General features: G+C 46.0%; 27 protein-coding genes. 4 read left to right on the plus strand and 23 right to left on the minus strand.

Annotation, left to right across the window (positions count from 1 at the left end; translation table 11 throughout):
• Positions 1-220 precede the first annotated feature (220 nt).
• Positions 221-2,182, plus strand: coding sequence for a 2',3'-cyclic-nucleotide 2'-phosphodiesterase (gene cpdB, locus LY387_RS14655; RefSeq protein WP_234494639.1), 1,962 nt, complete (start codon positions 221-223; stop codon positions 2,180-2,182).
• Between the two features lie 114 nt (positions 2,183-2,296).
• Positions 2,297-2,749, plus strand: coding sequence for a GNAT family N-acetyltransferase (locus LY387_RS14660; protein WP_234494641.1), 453 nt, complete (start codon positions 2,297-2,299; stop codon positions 2,747-2,749).
• A 33-nt stretch (positions 2,750-2,782) separates the two neighbouring features.
• Here LY387_RS14660 and LY387_RS14665 read toward each other — a convergent pair whose 3' ends face one another.
• On the minus strand, positions 2,783-3,379 hold the full coding sequence (locus LY387_RS14665) for a LysM-like peptidoglycan-binding domain-containing protein (protein ID WP_234496132.1): 597 nt from the start codon (positions 3,377-3,379) through the stop codon (positions 2,783-2,785).
• 211 nt (positions 3,380-3,590) lie between these two features.
• On the opposite strand from LY387_RS14665, the gene LY387_RS14670 reads away from it, so the two are divergent.
• Complete coding sequence (locus tag LY387_RS14670; RefSeq protein ID WP_042478697.1) at positions 3,591-4,214, plus strand: FKBP-type peptidyl-prolyl cis-trans isomerase; 624 nt, start codon at positions 3,591-3,593, stop codon at positions 4,212-4,214.
• Positions 4,215-4,308: 94 nt separating this feature from the next.
• Positions 4,309-4,776, plus strand: a complete 468-nt coding sequence (locus tag LY387_RS14675) for a DUF2780 domain-containing protein (protein WP_234494642.1) — start codon at positions 4,309-4,311, stop codon at positions 4,774-4,776.
• Positions 4,777-4,876: 100 nt separating this feature from the next.
• Here LY387_RS14675 and rplQ read toward each other — a convergent pair whose 3' ends face one another.
• The 22 genes from rplQ to rplV form a co-directional block, all read right to left on the minus strand.
• Positions 4,877-5,263, minus strand: a complete 387-nt coding sequence (rplQ, locus tag LY387_RS14680; protein ID WP_031493230.1) for a 50S ribosomal protein L17 — start codon at positions 5,261-5,263, stop codon at positions 4,877-4,879.
• Positions 5,264-5,289: 26 nt separating this feature from the next.
• Positions 5,290-6,282, minus strand: a complete 993-nt coding sequence (locus tag LY387_RS14685) for a DNA-directed RNA polymerase subunit alpha (protein WP_042478691.1) — start codon at positions 6,280-6,282, stop codon at positions 5,290-5,292.
• Between the two features lie 24 nt (positions 6,283-6,306).
• The gene (gene rpsD / locus LY387_RS14690) at positions 6,307-6,927 is read right to left on the minus strand and encodes a 30S ribosomal protein S4 (RefSeq protein WP_031493229.1); all 621 of its coding nucleotides are present in this window, start codon (positions 6,925-6,927) and stop codon (positions 6,307-6,309) included.
• 27 nt (positions 6,928-6,954) lie between these two features.
• On the minus strand, positions 6,955-7,344 hold the full coding sequence (gene rpsK / locus LY387_RS14695; protein WP_001118870.1) for a 30S ribosomal protein S11: 390 nt from the start codon (positions 7,342-7,344) through the stop codon (positions 6,955-6,957).
• 18 nt (positions 7,345-7,362) lie between these two features.
• Complete coding sequence (gene rpsM, locus LY387_RS14700) at positions 7,363-7,719, minus strand: 30S ribosomal protein S13 (RefSeq protein ID WP_005450559.1); 357 nt, start codon at positions 7,717-7,719, stop codon at positions 7,363-7,365.
• A gap of 148 nt (positions 7,720-7,867) precedes the next feature.
• On the minus strand, positions 7,868-7,984 hold the full coding sequence (rpmJ, locus tag LY387_RS14705; RefSeq protein WP_042478686.1) for a 50S ribosomal protein L36: 117 nt from the start codon (positions 7,982-7,984) through the stop codon (positions 7,868-7,870).
• Positions 7,985-8,023: 39 nt separating this feature from the next.
• Complete coding sequence (gene secY, locus LY387_RS14710; protein WP_234494643.1) at positions 8,024-9,358, minus strand: preprotein translocase subunit SecY; 1,335 nt, start codon at positions 9,356-9,358, stop codon at positions 8,024-8,026.
• A gap of 20 nt (positions 9,359-9,378) precedes the next feature.
• Entirely contained in the window at positions 9,379-9,813 is a 435-nt protein-coding gene (gene rplO / locus LY387_RS14715) for a 50S ribosomal protein L15 (RefSeq protein WP_021712509.1), read from the minus strand.
• Positions 9,814-9,818: 5 nt separating this feature from the next.
• Positions 9,819-9,995, minus strand: a complete 177-nt coding sequence (rpmD, locus tag LY387_RS14720) for a 50S ribosomal protein L30 (protein ID WP_004410429.1) — start codon at positions 9,993-9,995, stop codon at positions 9,819-9,821.
• A 7-nt stretch (positions 9,996-10,002) separates the two neighbouring features.
• Positions 10,003-10,503: a 30S ribosomal protein S5 gene (gene rpsE, locus LY387_RS14725; protein WP_042478682.1), complete on the minus strand. Its 501-nt coding sequence runs from the start codon at positions 10,501-10,503 to the stop codon at positions 10,003-10,005.
• 14 nt (positions 10,504-10,517) lie between these two features.
• Positions 10,518-10,871 carry a 50S ribosomal protein L18 gene (rplR, locus tag LY387_RS14730; RefSeq protein ID WP_006075576.1) on the minus strand — a complete coding sequence of 118 codons (354 nt, stop codon included), beginning with the start codon at positions 10,869-10,871 and terminating at the stop codon, positions 10,518-10,520.
• A gap of 9 nt (positions 10,872-10,880) precedes the next feature.
• Complete coding sequence (rplF, locus tag LY387_RS14735; protein WP_042478679.1) at positions 10,881-11,414, minus strand: 50S ribosomal protein L6; 534 nt, start codon at positions 11,412-11,414, stop codon at positions 10,881-10,883.
• 12 nt (positions 11,415-11,426) lie between these two features.
• On the minus strand, positions 11,427-11,819 hold the full coding sequence (rpsH, locus tag LY387_RS14740) for a 30S ribosomal protein S8 (RefSeq protein WP_006075574.1): 393 nt from the start codon (positions 11,817-11,819) through the stop codon (positions 11,427-11,429).
• A gap of 29 nt (positions 11,820-11,848) precedes the next feature.
• Positions 11,849-12,154: a 30S ribosomal protein S14 gene (rpsN, locus tag LY387_RS14745; protein ID WP_004398460.1), complete on the minus strand. Its 306-nt coding sequence runs from the start codon at positions 12,152-12,154 to the stop codon at positions 11,849-11,851.
• Between the two features lie 17 nt (positions 12,155-12,171).
• The gene (rplE, locus tag LY387_RS14750; RefSeq protein WP_006075572.1) at positions 12,172-12,711 is read right to left on the minus strand and encodes a 50S ribosomal protein L5; all 540 of its coding nucleotides are present in this window, start codon (positions 12,709-12,711) and stop codon (positions 12,172-12,174) included.
• A 24-nt stretch (positions 12,712-12,735) separates the two neighbouring features.
• On the minus strand, positions 12,736-13,053 hold the full coding sequence (rplX, locus tag LY387_RS14755) for a 50S ribosomal protein L24 (RefSeq protein WP_042478676.1): 318 nt from the start codon (positions 13,051-13,053) through the stop codon (positions 12,736-12,738).
• Positions 13,054-13,064: 11 nt separating this feature from the next.
• Entirely contained in the window at positions 13,065-13,436 is a 372-nt protein-coding gene (gene rplN, locus LY387_RS14760; protein WP_006075569.1) for a 50S ribosomal protein L14, read from the minus strand.
• Positions 13,437-13,596: 160 nt separating this feature from the next.
• Positions 13,597-13,851 (minus strand): 30S ribosomal protein S17, encoded by a 255-nt coding sequence (rpsQ, locus tag LY387_RS14765; protein ID WP_042478674.1) that lies wholly within the window; start codon positions 13,849-13,851, stop codon positions 13,597-13,599.
• Positions 13,851-14,042 carry a 50S ribosomal protein L29 gene (gene rpmC, locus LY387_RS14770; RefSeq protein WP_004736737.1) on the minus strand — a complete coding sequence of 64 codons (192 nt, stop codon included), beginning with the start codon at positions 14,040-14,042 and terminating at the stop codon, positions 13,851-13,853. Before rpmC ends, rpsQ begins: the two co-directional genes overlap by 1 nt.
• Positions 14,042-14,452, minus strand: coding sequence for a 50S ribosomal protein L16 (rplP, locus tag LY387_RS14775; protein WP_006075723.1), 411 nt, complete (start codon positions 14,450-14,452; stop codon positions 14,042-14,044). Before rplP ends, rpmC begins: the two co-directional genes overlap by 1 nt.
• 11 nt (positions 14,453-14,463) lie before the next feature.
• A complete protein-coding gene (rpsC, locus tag LY387_RS14780; protein ID WP_112481252.1) occupies positions 14,464-15,162 on the minus strand; it encodes a 30S ribosomal protein S3 in 699 nt (232 codons plus the stop codon).
• A 16-nt stretch (positions 15,163-15,178) separates the two neighbouring features.
• Positions 15,179-15,511, minus strand: coding sequence for a 50S ribosomal protein L22 (gene rplV / locus LY387_RS14785; RefSeq protein WP_042478670.1), 333 nt, complete (start codon positions 15,509-15,511; stop codon positions 15,179-15,181).
• Positions 15,512-15,513 lie beyond the last annotated feature (2 nt).

Raw genomic sequence — 15,513 nt, forward strand, 5'->3', positions numbered from 1 at the left:
GAATCATTTTCTTAGCGATTGAGTTCAAAATTTGAACGCATTTGATATCTAAAACCTGAATCGATTCTAGTCTTAAAGATAAAGCTGGGATACGCCTATCAGAACCTCAACAGGCATTAATCACAGATCACATTTTTACGTTGCTAGAAACATTTCTTACATAACAAATTGATACACTTGGCAAGTTTTTGAATCACCCTCTAATGTGAAGGATATGAAGATGAAAGTGGCAGTCAAACCTATTTCTATCGCTGTTCTAGGCGGCATGCTTGCGATGGCAGGCCCAGCGATGGCAGACGAGATCAAACTTCGAATTATCGAAACAACCGATATTCATACTAACGTCATGGACTATGACTACTACAAAGATAAACCGTCTCAAAAAATCGGTCTGACTCGTGCTGCTACTTTGGTTAAAGAAGCTCGTGGCGAAGTCATCAACAGTGTTTTAGTCGATAACGGTGACCTCATTCAGGGTAGCCCTATGGGCGACTATATGGCATCGAAAGGCATCAAGCCTGGCGAGATCCATCCAGTTTATAAGGCAATGAACCAACTGGATTATGATGTTGGTAATATTGGTAACCACGAGTTCAACTATGGACTCGAGTTCCTCAACACCACAATTGAGGGAGCAAACTTTCCGTACATTAGCGCTAACGTTTTTGACAAAAAAACGGGAGAGCACTATTTCAAGCCTTACCTAATCAAGACTCACACATTTAAAGATACCGACGGAAACATGCACGACGTTAAAGTCGGTTACATTGGCTTTGTACCACCTCAAATCATGGTCTGGGATAAAAAGAACCTAGAGGGTAAAGTGTTTGCAGAAGACATCAAAGAAACGGCTGAGAAGCTCGTTCCTCAGATGAAAAAAGAAGGTGCGGATATTATCGTCGCGATCCCACACTCTGGTGTCTCTAGCGATCCATACAAAGCAGGTGCTGAAAACTCAACATATTACTTGTCTGAAGTTGAGGGGATCGACGCAATCGCATTTGGTCACTCTCACGCCGTCTTCCCGGGTAAAGGATTTGATAACATCCAAGGCGTCGATAACGAAAAAGGCACCATCAATGGCGTAGCCGCTGTGATGCCAGGCCGCTGGGGCAGCCACGTCGGTGTCATGGATCTGGTACTAGAACAAGATGGCGACAGCTGGAAAGTCGCTAATGCGCAAACAGAGGCTCGCCCTATTTTCGATGCTGTTAACAAGAAATCTCTCGCGGAAGCAGACAAAGGCATCGTAGATGCAGTGAAGGGCGATCACAGTGCGACGCGTGACTTCGTGAACCAACCTATCGGCAAAGCTAACGACGTCATGTACAGCTTCTTGGCACTTGTTCAGGACGACCCTACCGTTCAAATCGTAAACCTTGCACAGAAAGACTACGTTGAAACTATGATTCAAGGCGATCCAGATCTTGATGGTCTACCTGTTCTTTCTGCTGCCGCACCTTTTAAAGCGGGCGGTCGTAAAAACGACCCTGCAAACTTTACCGAGGTTGAATCAGGTCAGCTAACATTCCGTAACGCGGCGGACTTGTATCTGTACCCGAACACGCTTGTAGCACTGAAAGTCACGGGTAAAGAAGTAAAAGAGTGGCTAGAGTGCTCGGCAGGACAGTTTAAACAAGTCGATGCGAACTCAGATAAGCCTCAGGCACTGATCGACTGGGATGGTTTCCGTACCTATAACTTCGACGTCATGGATGGTGTTGAATACCAAATCGATGTCACACAACCAGCACGCTATGACGGCGACTGTAAACTACTAAACGAGAACAGCGAGCGTATCGTCGGCCTGACCTATCAAGGTAAGCCTATTGATATGAAGCAAACCTTTATTATTGCGACAAACAACTACCGTGCTTACAGCAACAAGTTCCCTGGTACAGGTAGCGACTTTATCGCTTTTGACTCTCCAGATGAAAACCGTTCTATCGTAGCGAACTACATCTCCAAAGTGAGCAAAGAGAAAGGTGAAGTAACGCCAAGTGCAGACAACAACTGGTCGTTTGCACCAATTACGACAGACGTCGCGCTAGATGTTCGATTTGAAACCTCACCATCAGACAAAGCGGCACAATTCATCAACGACAAGGGTCAATACCCAATGAAGAAGGTCGCGACCGATGACGTGGGCTTTGCGGTATACCAAATCGACTTGAAGAAGTAACCGAAATCTAAGAGAAACTAGCCACGCTGTATGCGTGGCTTTTTTATTGGACTCGGTTTAGTCTACAGCTATAAATAAATGTTCGCTTTAGACCGTTAAAAAGAGAAATGAATCATGACAATCTGGAAGACTAAAACTTTCTCTGAGCTCACTACCATAGAACTGTATGAGTTGCTCAAACTGCGTGTCGACGTATTTGTGGTTGAGCAAACCTGTCCTTATCCAGAGCTGGATAACAAAGACCAAATAGAAGGTGTACATCACTTACTGGGTTATGAAGACAATGAACTGATAGCTTGTGCCCGCTTGCTACCCAAAGGAACGACTTACGACCAAGTCAGCATAGGGCGCGTAGCAACCAAACAGACCCATCGAGGTGGCGGATTAGGGCATGACTTACTGGTTGAAGCGAAACGCGAGTGTGAACGCCTGTGGCCGAATGAGAGCATCCAGATTGGCGCACAGTCACACCTGCAGGACTACTATTCCAAACATGGCTTCAGTGTCTGCTCAGAAGAGTATCTAGAAGATGACATCCCTCATATAGATATGAGGTTATTGAAATAATAAAGGGGCGAATTCGCCCCTTTTGCATCCATTCTATTTACTGCGGCCAAAGCCTCCATCAGAGAGGCGGAAAAACATGATCGACTGATCGCCCCGCTCTATCTGCAAAATATCTAGGCTTCCCTCTTGGTTGAACTTAAAGCGTATCAACTGACCTTGCTTAATCCGGCTGAGTGGTTTGTCACTGCCTTCTATGCGGGCAAGGGCGTTTAAATCCGCCATAGGTAGCTGATTAGTTCGAAAGACGCGTGCTAGCGTATCACCCTTTTTAACGGTGTACTCTCTCCAATCCGTCTCCACTAACTCTTCGACGTTGGCTTGGGAAGGTTGTTCACTTAGCGAGGCGGTATTGACGCTCACTGCGACACGCTGATTTGCTGGCGTTATCTGAGGTGTGTCTGCTTTTTGACTCGGCAGAAACAAAAGCACGATGACAATTGGGACGAGGACGCTCAAAATCCTTCGGTGCAGGCGCGGTAATTGAGTCCAAAGTCCTTTTGCCTTATCTCGAATTTCGGACAGTCGAGAGGTATCAATCTTCTTAAGGCGAGAGAAGTCGAGCGCTTGCCACTTATCTTTCAGCACTTGAACGTGGTCAACTTTTTGCTTTTTACGGTGACGACGATTCATTCCCATTTGTCTCCTACTACACAACCGTCTCAGTTTAAGAAAACCTGCGTTCAGAGTATAGAAAAATCGCAGGTGTCCTATTTTATAACCGCCTAATGTCACAAGTTTAACAACGAATGCGAATTAATTGGTAAAAGTTAGTTAGAGCGTTTCGGTTTGTAGCCAGAACTGGTATTCTTTCGTCTTCATTCGAATAGCAAGAGAGACCGTCATGTCTGACGTGAAATTAGAAACTGTAGAACAGAAAGCAAGCTATGGTATTGGTCTGCAAATGGGCCAACAGCTTGCAGGTAGCGGCCTTGAAGGTCTGAACGTAGACGCAATCGCTAAAGGCATTGCAACTGCACTTACTGGTGACATGCCAGAAATCGAAATCGACGAAATCAACAACGCACTGCAAGAGCTACACACTCGCGCAGAAGCAGTTCGTCAAGAAGCAGCAAAAGCAGCAGCTGCTGACGGTGAAGCGTTCCTAAAAGACAACGCACTTCGCCCAGAAGTAACGGTTCTTGAGTCTGGTCTTCAATACGAAGTCATCACTGAAGGTACTGGCGAAATCCCATCTGCAGACAAAACTGTACGTGTTCACTACCACGGTGAACTAACAGACGGTACTGTATTCGACAGCTCTGTATCTCGCGGTCAACCAGCTGAGTTCCCTGTAACTGGCGTGATTAAAGGTTGGGTTGAAGCACTTCAACTAATGCCTGTAGGTTCTAAGTGGAAACTATACATCCCTCAAGACCTAGCATACGGTGAGCGTGGCGCAGGCGCAGCGATTCCTCCGTTTGCAGCACTAGTATTCGAAGTTGAGCTACTAGACATCATCGCTTAATCTCAGCTCTGATACGCTATTTTTAAAAGCAGTGACTCGTCACTGCTTTTTTATTGTCTAATCTTAACGGGTAGACAATAAAATGGACGGTATCATGAGAACATTTCTAGCCCTTTCTACGGCACTATTAATTTCAGTTCCTACCCACGCTGCACTTAACCTCTCTGGTGTATCCGCAGACGACGCAAACAGCTTACTCTCTAGTGCAAACTCTATGATGGAAGCGAAAGACTCACCAGTCGTTAATGACCTGGTAAACGACCTATCTATCTCGCCGGAACAAGCGACAACAGGTGTTGGTGCACTGCTATCACTTGCGCAAAGCTCATTAGGTTCTGAGCAGCAGAGTGAACTCGGCTCACTTATTCCTGGCATGGATTCGCTGACGAGTAGCGGTCTATTATCTTCAATACAGGATATGGACAGTGTTAAGAGCGCATTCTCATCAGTGGGTCTCGATCCTTCAATGATTTCAGAGTTCGCGCCAATTGTGTTGGATTATCTTGGGTCGCAGGGGGCGAGCTCTGGCCTGATGGATTCTCTGACTTCCTTGTGGCAGTAAAAGGAATCACAGCCGTCATCGAAGATTAAGAACACGAATTTCAGATAGCAAAAAGCCGAGCATAAATGCTCGGCTTTTTTAGTTCTACGAACTTTACTGATTACTCAGCAGCAGCTTCTTCAGATGCTTCTGGGCGATCAACTAGCTCAATGTAAGCCATTGGAGCTTTATCGCCAGCACGGAAGCCAGCTTTTAGGATACGAGTGTAACCGCCCTGACGAGCAGCAAAACGTGGACCTAGTTCGTTGAATAGTTTCGCAACTACTTCGTTATCACGAGTACGTGCAAATGCTAGACGACGGTTAGCAACACTGTCAGTCTTAGCTAGTGTAATCAAAGGCTCAACTACGCGACGTAGCTCTTTTGCTTTAGGCAATGTAGTCTTGATTACTTCATGACGTACAAGAGAGCTAGCCATATTGCTGAACATCGCTTTGCGATGGCTGCTGTTGCGGTTGAGTTGACGACCACTCTTACGATGGCGCATGACCTAATCCTTCTAACTAGTATCGATTAATCTTCAGCGATAGACGCTGGTGGCCAGTTTTCTAGGCGCATGCCCAGAGACAGACCACGTGATGCAAGTACGTCTTTAATCTCAGTAAGAGATTTTTTACCAAGGTTTGGCGTTTTAAGTAGCTCAACCTCAGTACGCTGTACAAGATCACCGATGTAGTGAATCGCTTCTGCTTTTAGACAGTTAGCAGAGCGAACTGTTAGTTCAAGATCGTCTACAGGACGCAGTAGAATAGGATCGAACTCCGGCTTCTCTTCCTTCTCCTCAGGAACACGTACATCACGAAGATCTACGAACGCATCCAATTGCTCAGCTAGAATAGTAGCTGCGCGACGGATAGCTTCCTCAGGTTCTAGAGTACCGTTCGTTTCCATATCGATAACGAGCTTGTCTAGGTCAGTACGTTGCTCAACACGTGCCGCTTCTACAGCGTAGGCAATTTTGTCTACTGGGCTGTAAGTTGCGTCAACTAGCAAACGACCGATTGGACGCTCATCTTCTTCAGTATGGATACGAGCTGAAGCTGGAACGTAACCACGACCACGTTCAACTTTGATTCGCATAGAAATCTCAGCGTTGTCATCCGTTAGGTGACAAATAACGTGTTCTGGGTTAGCGATCTCTACATCACCATCATGGGTGATGTCACCTGCAACAACAGGGCCTGAGCCTGATTTGTTTAGTGTAATAAACACTTCATCTTTGCCTTCAGCAACGCGAACAGCTAGACCTTTCAGGTTAAGAAGAATCTCAAGGATATCTTCTTGTACACCTTCTTTAGTGCTGTACTCGTGCAGAACGCCTTCGATTTCAACTTCAGTCACTGCACAACCTGGCATTGACGAAAGCAAAATACGGCGAAGCGCATTACCTAGAGTGTGACCAAAGCCACGCTCTAATGGCTCAAGAGTTACTTTTGCGTGTGTCGTGCTAACTTGTTCGATGTCAACAAGACGTGGCTTAAGAAATTCTGTTACAGAACCCTGCATTGTGTCCTCTCTTTAGTTTAAACCTTACTTAGAGTAAAGCTCGACGATCAAGTGTTCGTTAATGTCAGCAGATAGATCTGAACGCTCAGGCATACGCTTGAATGTACCTTCCATCTTGCCAGCATCTACTTCAATCCAAGTTGGTTTTTCACGTTGTTCAGCAACTTCTAGAGCTGCTTTAATACGAGCTTGCTGTTTAGCCTTCTCGCGGATAGAAACAACGTCGTTAGCCGCAACTTTGAATGAAGGAACGTTTACAACTTTACCGTTAACTAGGATAGCTTTGTGGCTAACTAGCTGACGTGCTTCTGCGCGAGTAGCGCCAAAGCCCATGCGGTAAACTACGTTATCTAGACGACCTTCAAGAAGCTGAAGTAGGTTTTCACCAGTGTTGCCTTTAAGGCGAGCTGCTTCTTTGTAGTAGTTACGGAATTGTTTTTCTAGAACGCCGTAGATACGACGAACTTTTTGCTTCTCACGAAGCTGAACGCCATACTCAGATAGACGACCGCGACGAGCGCCGTGTACACCTGGTGCGTTATCGATTTTACACTTGGTATCGATCGCGCGTACGCCTGACTTAAGGAATAAGTCTGTACCTTCGCGACGGCTAAGCTTCAGCTTAGGACCCAAATATCTTGCCATGATTCTTCTCCAATTATCCTAGAAACGTTATACGCGACGTTTCTTAGGTGGACGACAACCGTTATGAGGGATTGGTGTCGCGTCAACGATGTTCGTGATGCGGAAACCAGCAGCGTTCAGTGCACGAACAGTAGATTCGCGACCTGGACCTGGACCCTTAACCATAACTTCCAAGTTCTTTAGACCGTATTCTTTAGCCATTTCAGCACAACGCTCAGCAGCAACCTGTGCAGCGAACGGAGTAGACTTACGAGAACCGCGGAAACCTGAACCACCTGCAGTAGCCCATGCTAGAGCGTTACCTTGACGGTCAGTAATAGTTACGATTGTGTTATTGAAAGAAGCATGGATGTGCGCAACGCCATCTGCAACTTGCTTGCGAACGCGCTTACGCGCGCGAGTTGGTTGTTTAGCCATTGTACTCTACCTTCCCGATTATTTCTTGATCGGCTTACGCGGACCCTTACGGGTGCGAGCGTTGGTTTTAGTACGCTGTCCACGTAGTGGTAGACTGCGACGATGACGAAGACCACGGTAACAGCCAAGGTCCATAAGACGCTTGATGTTCATTGATACTTCACGACGTAGATCACCTTCTACAGTGTACTTAGCTACACCATCACGCAGTTGATCGATCTGCTCTTCAGTTAGTTCACTGATCTTAACATCTTCAGCAATACCCACTTCAGCTAGGATAGCTTGAGAGCGAGTTTTACCAATGCCGTAGATCGCAGTTAGTGCGATTACAGCGTGTTTTTGATCAGGAATGTTAATGCCTGCTATACGGGCCATTATTCACTCCTAGTGTTTCTTAAAAAGAATAGCCGCAGCAAAGCCCGTTATGGATACGCTGCGGAGTGCTACTTCTTTTGCACGCAAAAGGTAGGCCGAGGAATATACTCGACCATACCTTATATTTCAAGTAAAAATTTCTGCTTAATTAGCCTTGGCGCTGCTTGTGCTTTGGCTCACTGCTACAGATAACACGCACAACACCGTTGCGCTTGATAACTTTACAGTTACGGCAGATTTTTTTAACGGAAGCACGAACTTTCATTGCTAAACTCCGTAGATGAAATCTGAGACTACCGCCGAATTAACGGCCGTAACCTTTCAGATTTGCTTTCTTCAACACAGAATCATACTGTTGTGACATCAGATGAGTCTGTACCTGTGCCATAAAGTCCATAATTACTACCACTACGATAAGTAGTGAAGTACCGCCGAAGTAGAAACGTACGTTCCACGCGACCATCATGAACTCGGGAATCAGACAGATAAAGGTAATATATAGAGCACCCGCTAGGGTTAGTCTAGTCATTACTTTATCGATGTATTTCGCTGTCTGCTCACCTGGGCGGATGCCGGGTACGAATGCACCTGACTTCTTCAAGTTATCTGCTGTTTCACGCGGATTGAAAACAAGAGCCGTGTAGAAGAAACAGAAGAAAATAATCGCTGCTGCATAAAGCATTACATACAACGGTTGACCTGGGCTAAGAGCCAATGACACGTCAGTTAACCAACCGAACGCGCTGCTCTCACCATTCTGACCAAACCACTGAGCCAGTGTTCCTGGGAACAGGATAATGCTTGAAGCAAAGATTGCTGGAATAACACCTGCCATGTTGATTTTCAACGGTAGGTGTGTGCTTTGTGCTGCGAAAACCTTACGGCCTTGTTGGCGCTTAGCGTAGTTAACGACGATACGACGTTGACCACGTTCCATAAACACCACAAAGTAAATCACAGCGAAAGCAAGTACAGCAATCAACAACAGAAGAAGTACGTGCAGTTCACCTTGACGCGCTTGCTCGATTGTTTGACCGATTGCCGAAGGCAATCCAGCAACAATACCTGCAAAAATTAGAATGGAAATACCATTACCAATTCCACGCTCTGTAATTTGTTCACCTAACCACATTAGGAACATGGTACCAGTTACTAAACTTACGGTTGCAATTAGCGTAAACATGGTTTGGTCGATAACGACCAGATTATTGACCATATTTGGAAGGCCAGTTGCGATACCTATTGCCTGGAATGTTGCAAGTACAAGCGTACCATAACGCGTATATTGGCTAATCTTACGACGCCCTGCCTCACCCTCTTTCTTGAGTTCGGCTAACGCTGGATGAACTACCGTTAGCAACTGGACAACAATCGACGCCGAAATATACGGCATGATGCCCAGTGCTAAAATAGATGCACGCTCTAATGCACCACCGGAGAACATGTTAAACATTTCTACGATGGTACCTTTTTGCTGTTCGAACAAATCGGCAAGTACAGCTGCGTCAATACCAGGGATCGGCACAAAAGAGCCGGCGCGGAACACTAAAAGTGCGCCTATCACGAATAAAAGTCTAGACTTAAGTTCGTTTAAGCCATTCTTTGCACTACTAAAATCTTGTCCTGGTTTCTTAGCCATCTGTACCTCATCCCTCGAGATTATTCCTCGATTTTACCGCCTGCAGCTTCGATTGCAGCTTTAGCGCCTTTAGTCACGCGTAGACCTTTAACAGTCACAGCTTTGTTGATTTCACCTGAAAGAACAACTTTAACAAATTCGATGTTCTTAGTGATAACGTTAGCTGCTTTAAGGCTGTTTAGGTCAACAACGTCACCAGTTACTTTCGCTAGCTCAGCTAGACGAACTTCAGCAGACACTAGGCTCTTACGAGAAGTGAAACCGAACTTAGGTAGACGCTGTTTCAAAGGCATTTGACCGCCTTCAAAACCTGGACGAACACTGCCGCCAGAACGTGATTTTTGACCTTTGTGACCACGGCCACCAGTTTTACCTAGGCCAGAACCGATACCACGACCTACGCGCTTCTTAGAAGGCTTAGAACCCGCAGCCGGTGATAGAGTATTCAAACGCATTCTGATTACTCCTCAACTTTAACCATGTAGTAAACCTTGTTGATCATACCGCGAACGCACGGAGTATCTTCAAGTTCTACTGTGTGGTTGATTTTACGAAGGCCAAGACCTTTAAGACACGCTTTGTGCTTAGGTAGGCGACCAATTGAGCTCTTAGTTTGAGTTACTTTGATAGTTGCCATGGTGTTCTTACTCCGAAATAGATTCAACAGTTAGACCACGTTTAGCAGCAACCATTTCTGGTGACTTCATGCTACCTAGAGCGTCGATCGTTGCACGAACGATGTTGATAGGGTTCGTAGAACCGTATGCTTTAGATAGTACGTTGTGTACACCTGCAACTTCTAGTACTGCACGCATCGCACCACCTGCGATAACACCCGTACCTTCTGCTGCTGGCTGCATGTAAACTTTAGAGCCAGAGTGGCGACCTTTCACCGGGTGGTGAAGAGTGCCTTCGTTAAGCGCGATCGTAGTCATGTTACGACGTGCTTTTTCCATTGCTTTTTGAATCGCAGCAGGTACTTCACGAGCTTTGCCGTAACCGAAACCTACACGACCGTTACCGTCACCAACTACTGTTAGTGCAGTGAAGCTCATGATTCGACCACCTTTAACCGTCTTAGAAACACGGTTAACGGCGATTAGCTTTTCTTGCAAATCACTAGCTTGTTGTTGTTCTTTAGCCATCTTCCAACCCTACCTTAGAATTTCAGACCAGCTTCGCGAGCAGATTCTGCTAGCGCCGCTACTCGACCGTGGTATTGGAAACCAGAACGATCGAATGCAACAGCAGATACGCCTTTCTCAAGCGCGCGCTCAGCAATAGCTTTACCTACTGCTTTAGCTGCATCGATGTTACCAGTACTCTTAACTTCTTCACGAATTGCTTTTTCTACCGTAGAAGCGGCTGCGATTACTTCAGAGCCGTTCGCTGCGATTACTTGAGCGTAAACGTGACGAGGAGTACGGTGTACTACTAGGCGAGTTGCACCCAGTTCTGCAATCTTACGACGTGCACGTGTAGCACGACGGATGCGAGATGCTTTCTTATCCATAGTGTTACCTTACTTCTTCTTAGCTTCTTTAGTACGCACATTTTCATCTGCGTAACGAACACCTTTACCTTTGTAAGGCTCAGGCTCACGGTAAGAACGAATGTCAGCTGCAACTTGACCAACTAGTTGCTTATCACAACCAGTAATGATGATCTCAGTTTGGCTTGGACATTCAGCTTTAATACCCGCTGGCAGCTCGTGCTCAACTGGGTGAGAGAAGCCTAGTGTTAGACCTACAGCGTTGCCTTTGATAGCAGCACGGTAACCAACACCTTTAAGAGTTAGCTTCTTAGTAAAGCCTTCAGTAACACCAACAACCATGTTGTTAACTAGTGCACGTGCAGTACCTGCCTGTGCCCATGCGTTAGCAACACCGTCGCGAGGACCGAAAGTAAGGTTGTTCTCTTCTTGCGCAATAACTACAGCGTTGTTTAGAACGCGAGTTAGTTCGCCTTTAGCGCCTTTAACAGTCACTTCTTGACCGTTAAGTTTCACCTCTACGCCAGCTGGAATAGCGACAGGTGCCTTAGCAACACGAGACATAATCTACTCCTATTAAGCTACGTAACAGATGATTTCACCGCCAAGACCTGCTTTACGAGCAGCGCGGTCTGACATCAGACCCTTGGAAGTAGAAACAACAGCAATACCCAAACCGCCCATCACAGTTGGTAGCGAGTCTTTGTTTTTGTAGACACGCAGACCAGGACGTGAAACACGTTTGATTTGCTCAATTACAGGTTTCGCTTGGAAGTACTTAAGAGTAACTTCTAGCTCTGGTTTTGCTTCGCCTTCAACAGCGAAGTCAACGATGTAACCTTCAGCTTTCAGTAGTGCAGCAATTGCAACTTTAAGCTTTGAAGAAGGCATTTTAACAGCAACTTTGTTTGCTGCTTGACCGTTACGAATGCGGGTCAGCATATCCGAAATCGGATCTTGCATGCTCATACGATTTACTCCAAATGATTAAGTGGCAATTACCAGCTAGCCTTACGAAGTCCAGGAATCTCGCCTTTCATGCAAGCTTCACGAACTTTGATACGGCTTAGACCGAACTTACGTAGGTAACCGTGTGGACGACCAGTTTGGTTACAACGGTTGCGCTGACGTGATGCACTTGAATCACGTGGAAGAGATTGCAGCTTAAGAACTGCATTCCAACGATCTTCTTCAGATGCGTTTACATCGCTGATGATAGCTTTTAGAGCTGAGCGCTTTTCAGCAAACTTAGCTACTAGCTTCGCGCGTTTTGCTTCGCGCGCTTTCATTGATTGTTTAGCCATAACAGTAACCCTTCACCTTACTTACGGAATGGGAAGTTAAAGGCAGCCAGCAGAGCTCGGCCTTCCTCATCGTTTGCAGCAGACGTCGTAATAGTGATGTCTAGGCCACGAACACGGTCTACTTTATCGTAGTCGATTTCCGGGAAGATGATTTGCTCGCGAACGCCCATGCTGTAGTTACCGCGTCCGTCAAAAGACTTAGCGCTAACGCCACGGAAGTCACGTACACGTGGAAGTGCGATAGAGATTAAACGCTCTAAAAATTCCCACATACGTTCGCCACGCAAGGTTACTTTACAACCAATTGGGTAGCCTTCACGAATTTTGAAACCTGCAACAGATTTACGCGCTTTAGTGATAAGAGGCTTTTGACCAGAGATCGTTGCCATATCAGCTGCTGCGTTTTCTAGCAGTTTCTTATCGTTGATTGCTTCACCAACGCCCATGTTTAGGGTGATTTTCTCAATCCTAGGGACTTGCATGACGCTTGAGTAGTTGAATTGTTTGGTCAATTCAGCAACTACAGACGACTTGTAGTAATCATGCAGTTTCGCCATAGTAGAACTCCAAATTACTTTCTATTAGTTAGAAACAGTTTCGCCGTTAGACTTGAAGAAACGAACTTTCTTGCCATCTTCGATACGGAAACCGATGCGGTCAGCTTTACCAGTAGCCGCGTTAAAGATTGCAACGTTAGAAGCGTCAATTGCTGCTTCTTGCTCAACGATGCCACCTTGTTGACCTAGAGCCGGTTGTGGCTTTTGGTGCTTCTTAACAAGGTTGATACCTTCAACGATAACTTTACCAGTTGCTAGAACCTTAGTTACTTTACCTTTCTTGCCTTTATCTTTACCAGCAAGAACGATTACTTCGTCATTACGACGGATTTTAGCTGCCATTTTATAGCTCCTTACAGTACTTCAGGTGCTAGTGAAACAATTTTCATGAATTTCGCGTTACGAAGTTCACGAGTCACTGGACCAAAGATACGTGTGCCGACTGGTTGCTCAGTAGTGTCGTTCAACAATACACAAGCATTACGGTCGAAGCGAATGACAGAACCGTCTGGACGACGTACGCCTTTACGGGTGCGAACTACTACCGCCTTCAGAACATCACCTTTTTTAACTTTACCGCGAGGAATTGCTTCTTTCACAGTAACTTTGATGATGTCGCCGATGTGTGCGTAACGACGGTGTGAGCCACCCAGAACCTTAATACACATTACCTTGCGCGCGCCAGAGTTATCTGCTGCGTCAAGTGTACTTTGCATTTGGATCATTGTTAGTGCTCCGCTAAATATTAAAAACTAGACCCTCTCGGGTCGGGCTGCCTCTTTAAAGGGACGCGAATTGTACCACCCTTTTTTGTGATTGGGTAGACAAAAAATAAGCGGCCCCAAAAATAATTTGGAGCCGCTTGATTTCGCTGTAGAAAAACGATTAAATTTTCGCTTTTTCTACGATGCTTACCAAAGTCCAAGACTTAGTCTTAGACAGTGGACGGCACTCACGAACTTCAACAGTGTCGCCAATGCCACACTCGTTGTTTTCGTCATGTGCGTGTAGTTTAGTCGTACGCTTTACGAATTTACCGTAAATTGGGTGTTTAACCATGCGTTCGATTGCAACAACAATAGACTTGTCGCCTTTGTTGCTAATTACACGACCTAGTTGAGTACGGATTTGTTCGCTCATTATGCGCCTGCCTTCTCAGTCAAAACAGTTTTCACACGTGCGATATCACGGCGTACAGCTTTTAGAGTATGAGTTTGCTGAAGCTGACCAGTAGCAGCTTGCATGCGCAAGTTGAACTGTTCACGTAGCAAATTCAAAAGCTCAGCGTTAAGCTCTTCAACGTTTTTTTCGCGTAGATCTTGTGCTTTCATCACATCACCTGCTTAGTTACAAATGTAGTTTTGAACGGCAGTTTGCGAGCCGCTAGGCGGAACGCTTCACGTGCCAACTCTTCAGGTACACCGTCCATTTCGTACATAACCTTACCAGGTTGGATTTGGGCTACCCAGTACTCAACGTTACCTTTACCCTTACCTTGACGAACTTCTAGTGGTTTTTCTGTGATAGGCTTGTCTGGGAATACACGAATCCAGATTTTACCTTGACGCTTAACGTGACGCGTCATTGCACGACGAGCCGCTTCGATCTGACGAGCAGTAAGACGACCACGACCAACAGCCTTAAGACCGAATGTGCCGAAGCTTACGTCTGTACCTTTAGCTAGACCACGGTTGCGACCAGTCTGAACCTTACGGAACTTAGTACGTTTAGGTTGTAGCATCTGTCGACTCCTTACTTACGGCCTTTGCGCTGCTTCTTAGGCTTATCGCCTTTTGGCTCTACAGCGTTAGCTGCTGGCATACCGCCTAGAATCTCACCTTTGAAGATCCAAACTTTAATGCCGATCACACCGTATTGAGTGTGAGCCGAAGAAGTTGCGTAATCAATGTCAGCACGTAGAGTGTGTAGAGGCACACGGCCTTCACGGTACCACTCAGAACGTGCGATTTCAGCGCCGCCTAGACGACCACTTACTTCCACTTTGATACCTTTAGCGCCAAGACGCATAGCATTTTGTACCGCACGCTTCATAGCACGACGGAACATAACGCGACGCTCAAGTTGAGACGCGATGCTATCAGCCACAAGTTGGCCGTCTAGCTCAGGCTTACGTACTTCAGCGATGTTAATTTGCGCTGGTACACCTGCGATTTTAGCTACAGCTGCGCGTAGCTTCTCAACGTCTTCACCTTTCTTACCGATAACAACGCCAGGACGAGCAGTGTGAATAGTCACACGGATGCTCTTAGCTGGACGCTCGATAACGATACGTGAAAGAGACGCTTTTGCTAGTTCCTTAGTAAGGAACTGACGTACCTTGAAGTCGCCGTCTAGGTTGTCAGCGAAATCTTTGGTGTTAGCAAACCATGTAGCATTCCAAGGCTTAACGATGCCAAGACGAATACCATTAGGATGTACTTTCTGACCCATTGCTTATCTCCTAGTCTTAAGCGTCTGCAACAACAACAGTGATGTGGCAAGAACGCTTCAAGATACGGTCGGCACGGCCTTTAGCACGAGGCATAATACGCTTCATGATAGGGCCTTCATCTACGAAGATTTTTGCGACTGAAAGATCGTCGATATCTGCACCTTCGTTGTGTTCCGCATTCGCGATTGCTGATTCAAGAACTTTCTTAACTAGTTCAGCAGCTTTTTTGTTGCTGAAAGTTAGTAGTTCAAGAGCTTGATCCACGCTTTTACCGCGGATTTGGTCTGCAACTAAGCGAGCTTTCTGTGGAGAAATACGAGCAAAGTTATGTTTAGCGATAGCTTCCATCA

Origin of the sequence: Vibrio maritimus (assembly GCF_021441885.1) — a bacterium.
GTDB lineage: Bacteria > Pseudomonadota > Gammaproteobacteria > Enterobacterales > Vibrionaceae > Vibrio > Vibrio maritimus_B.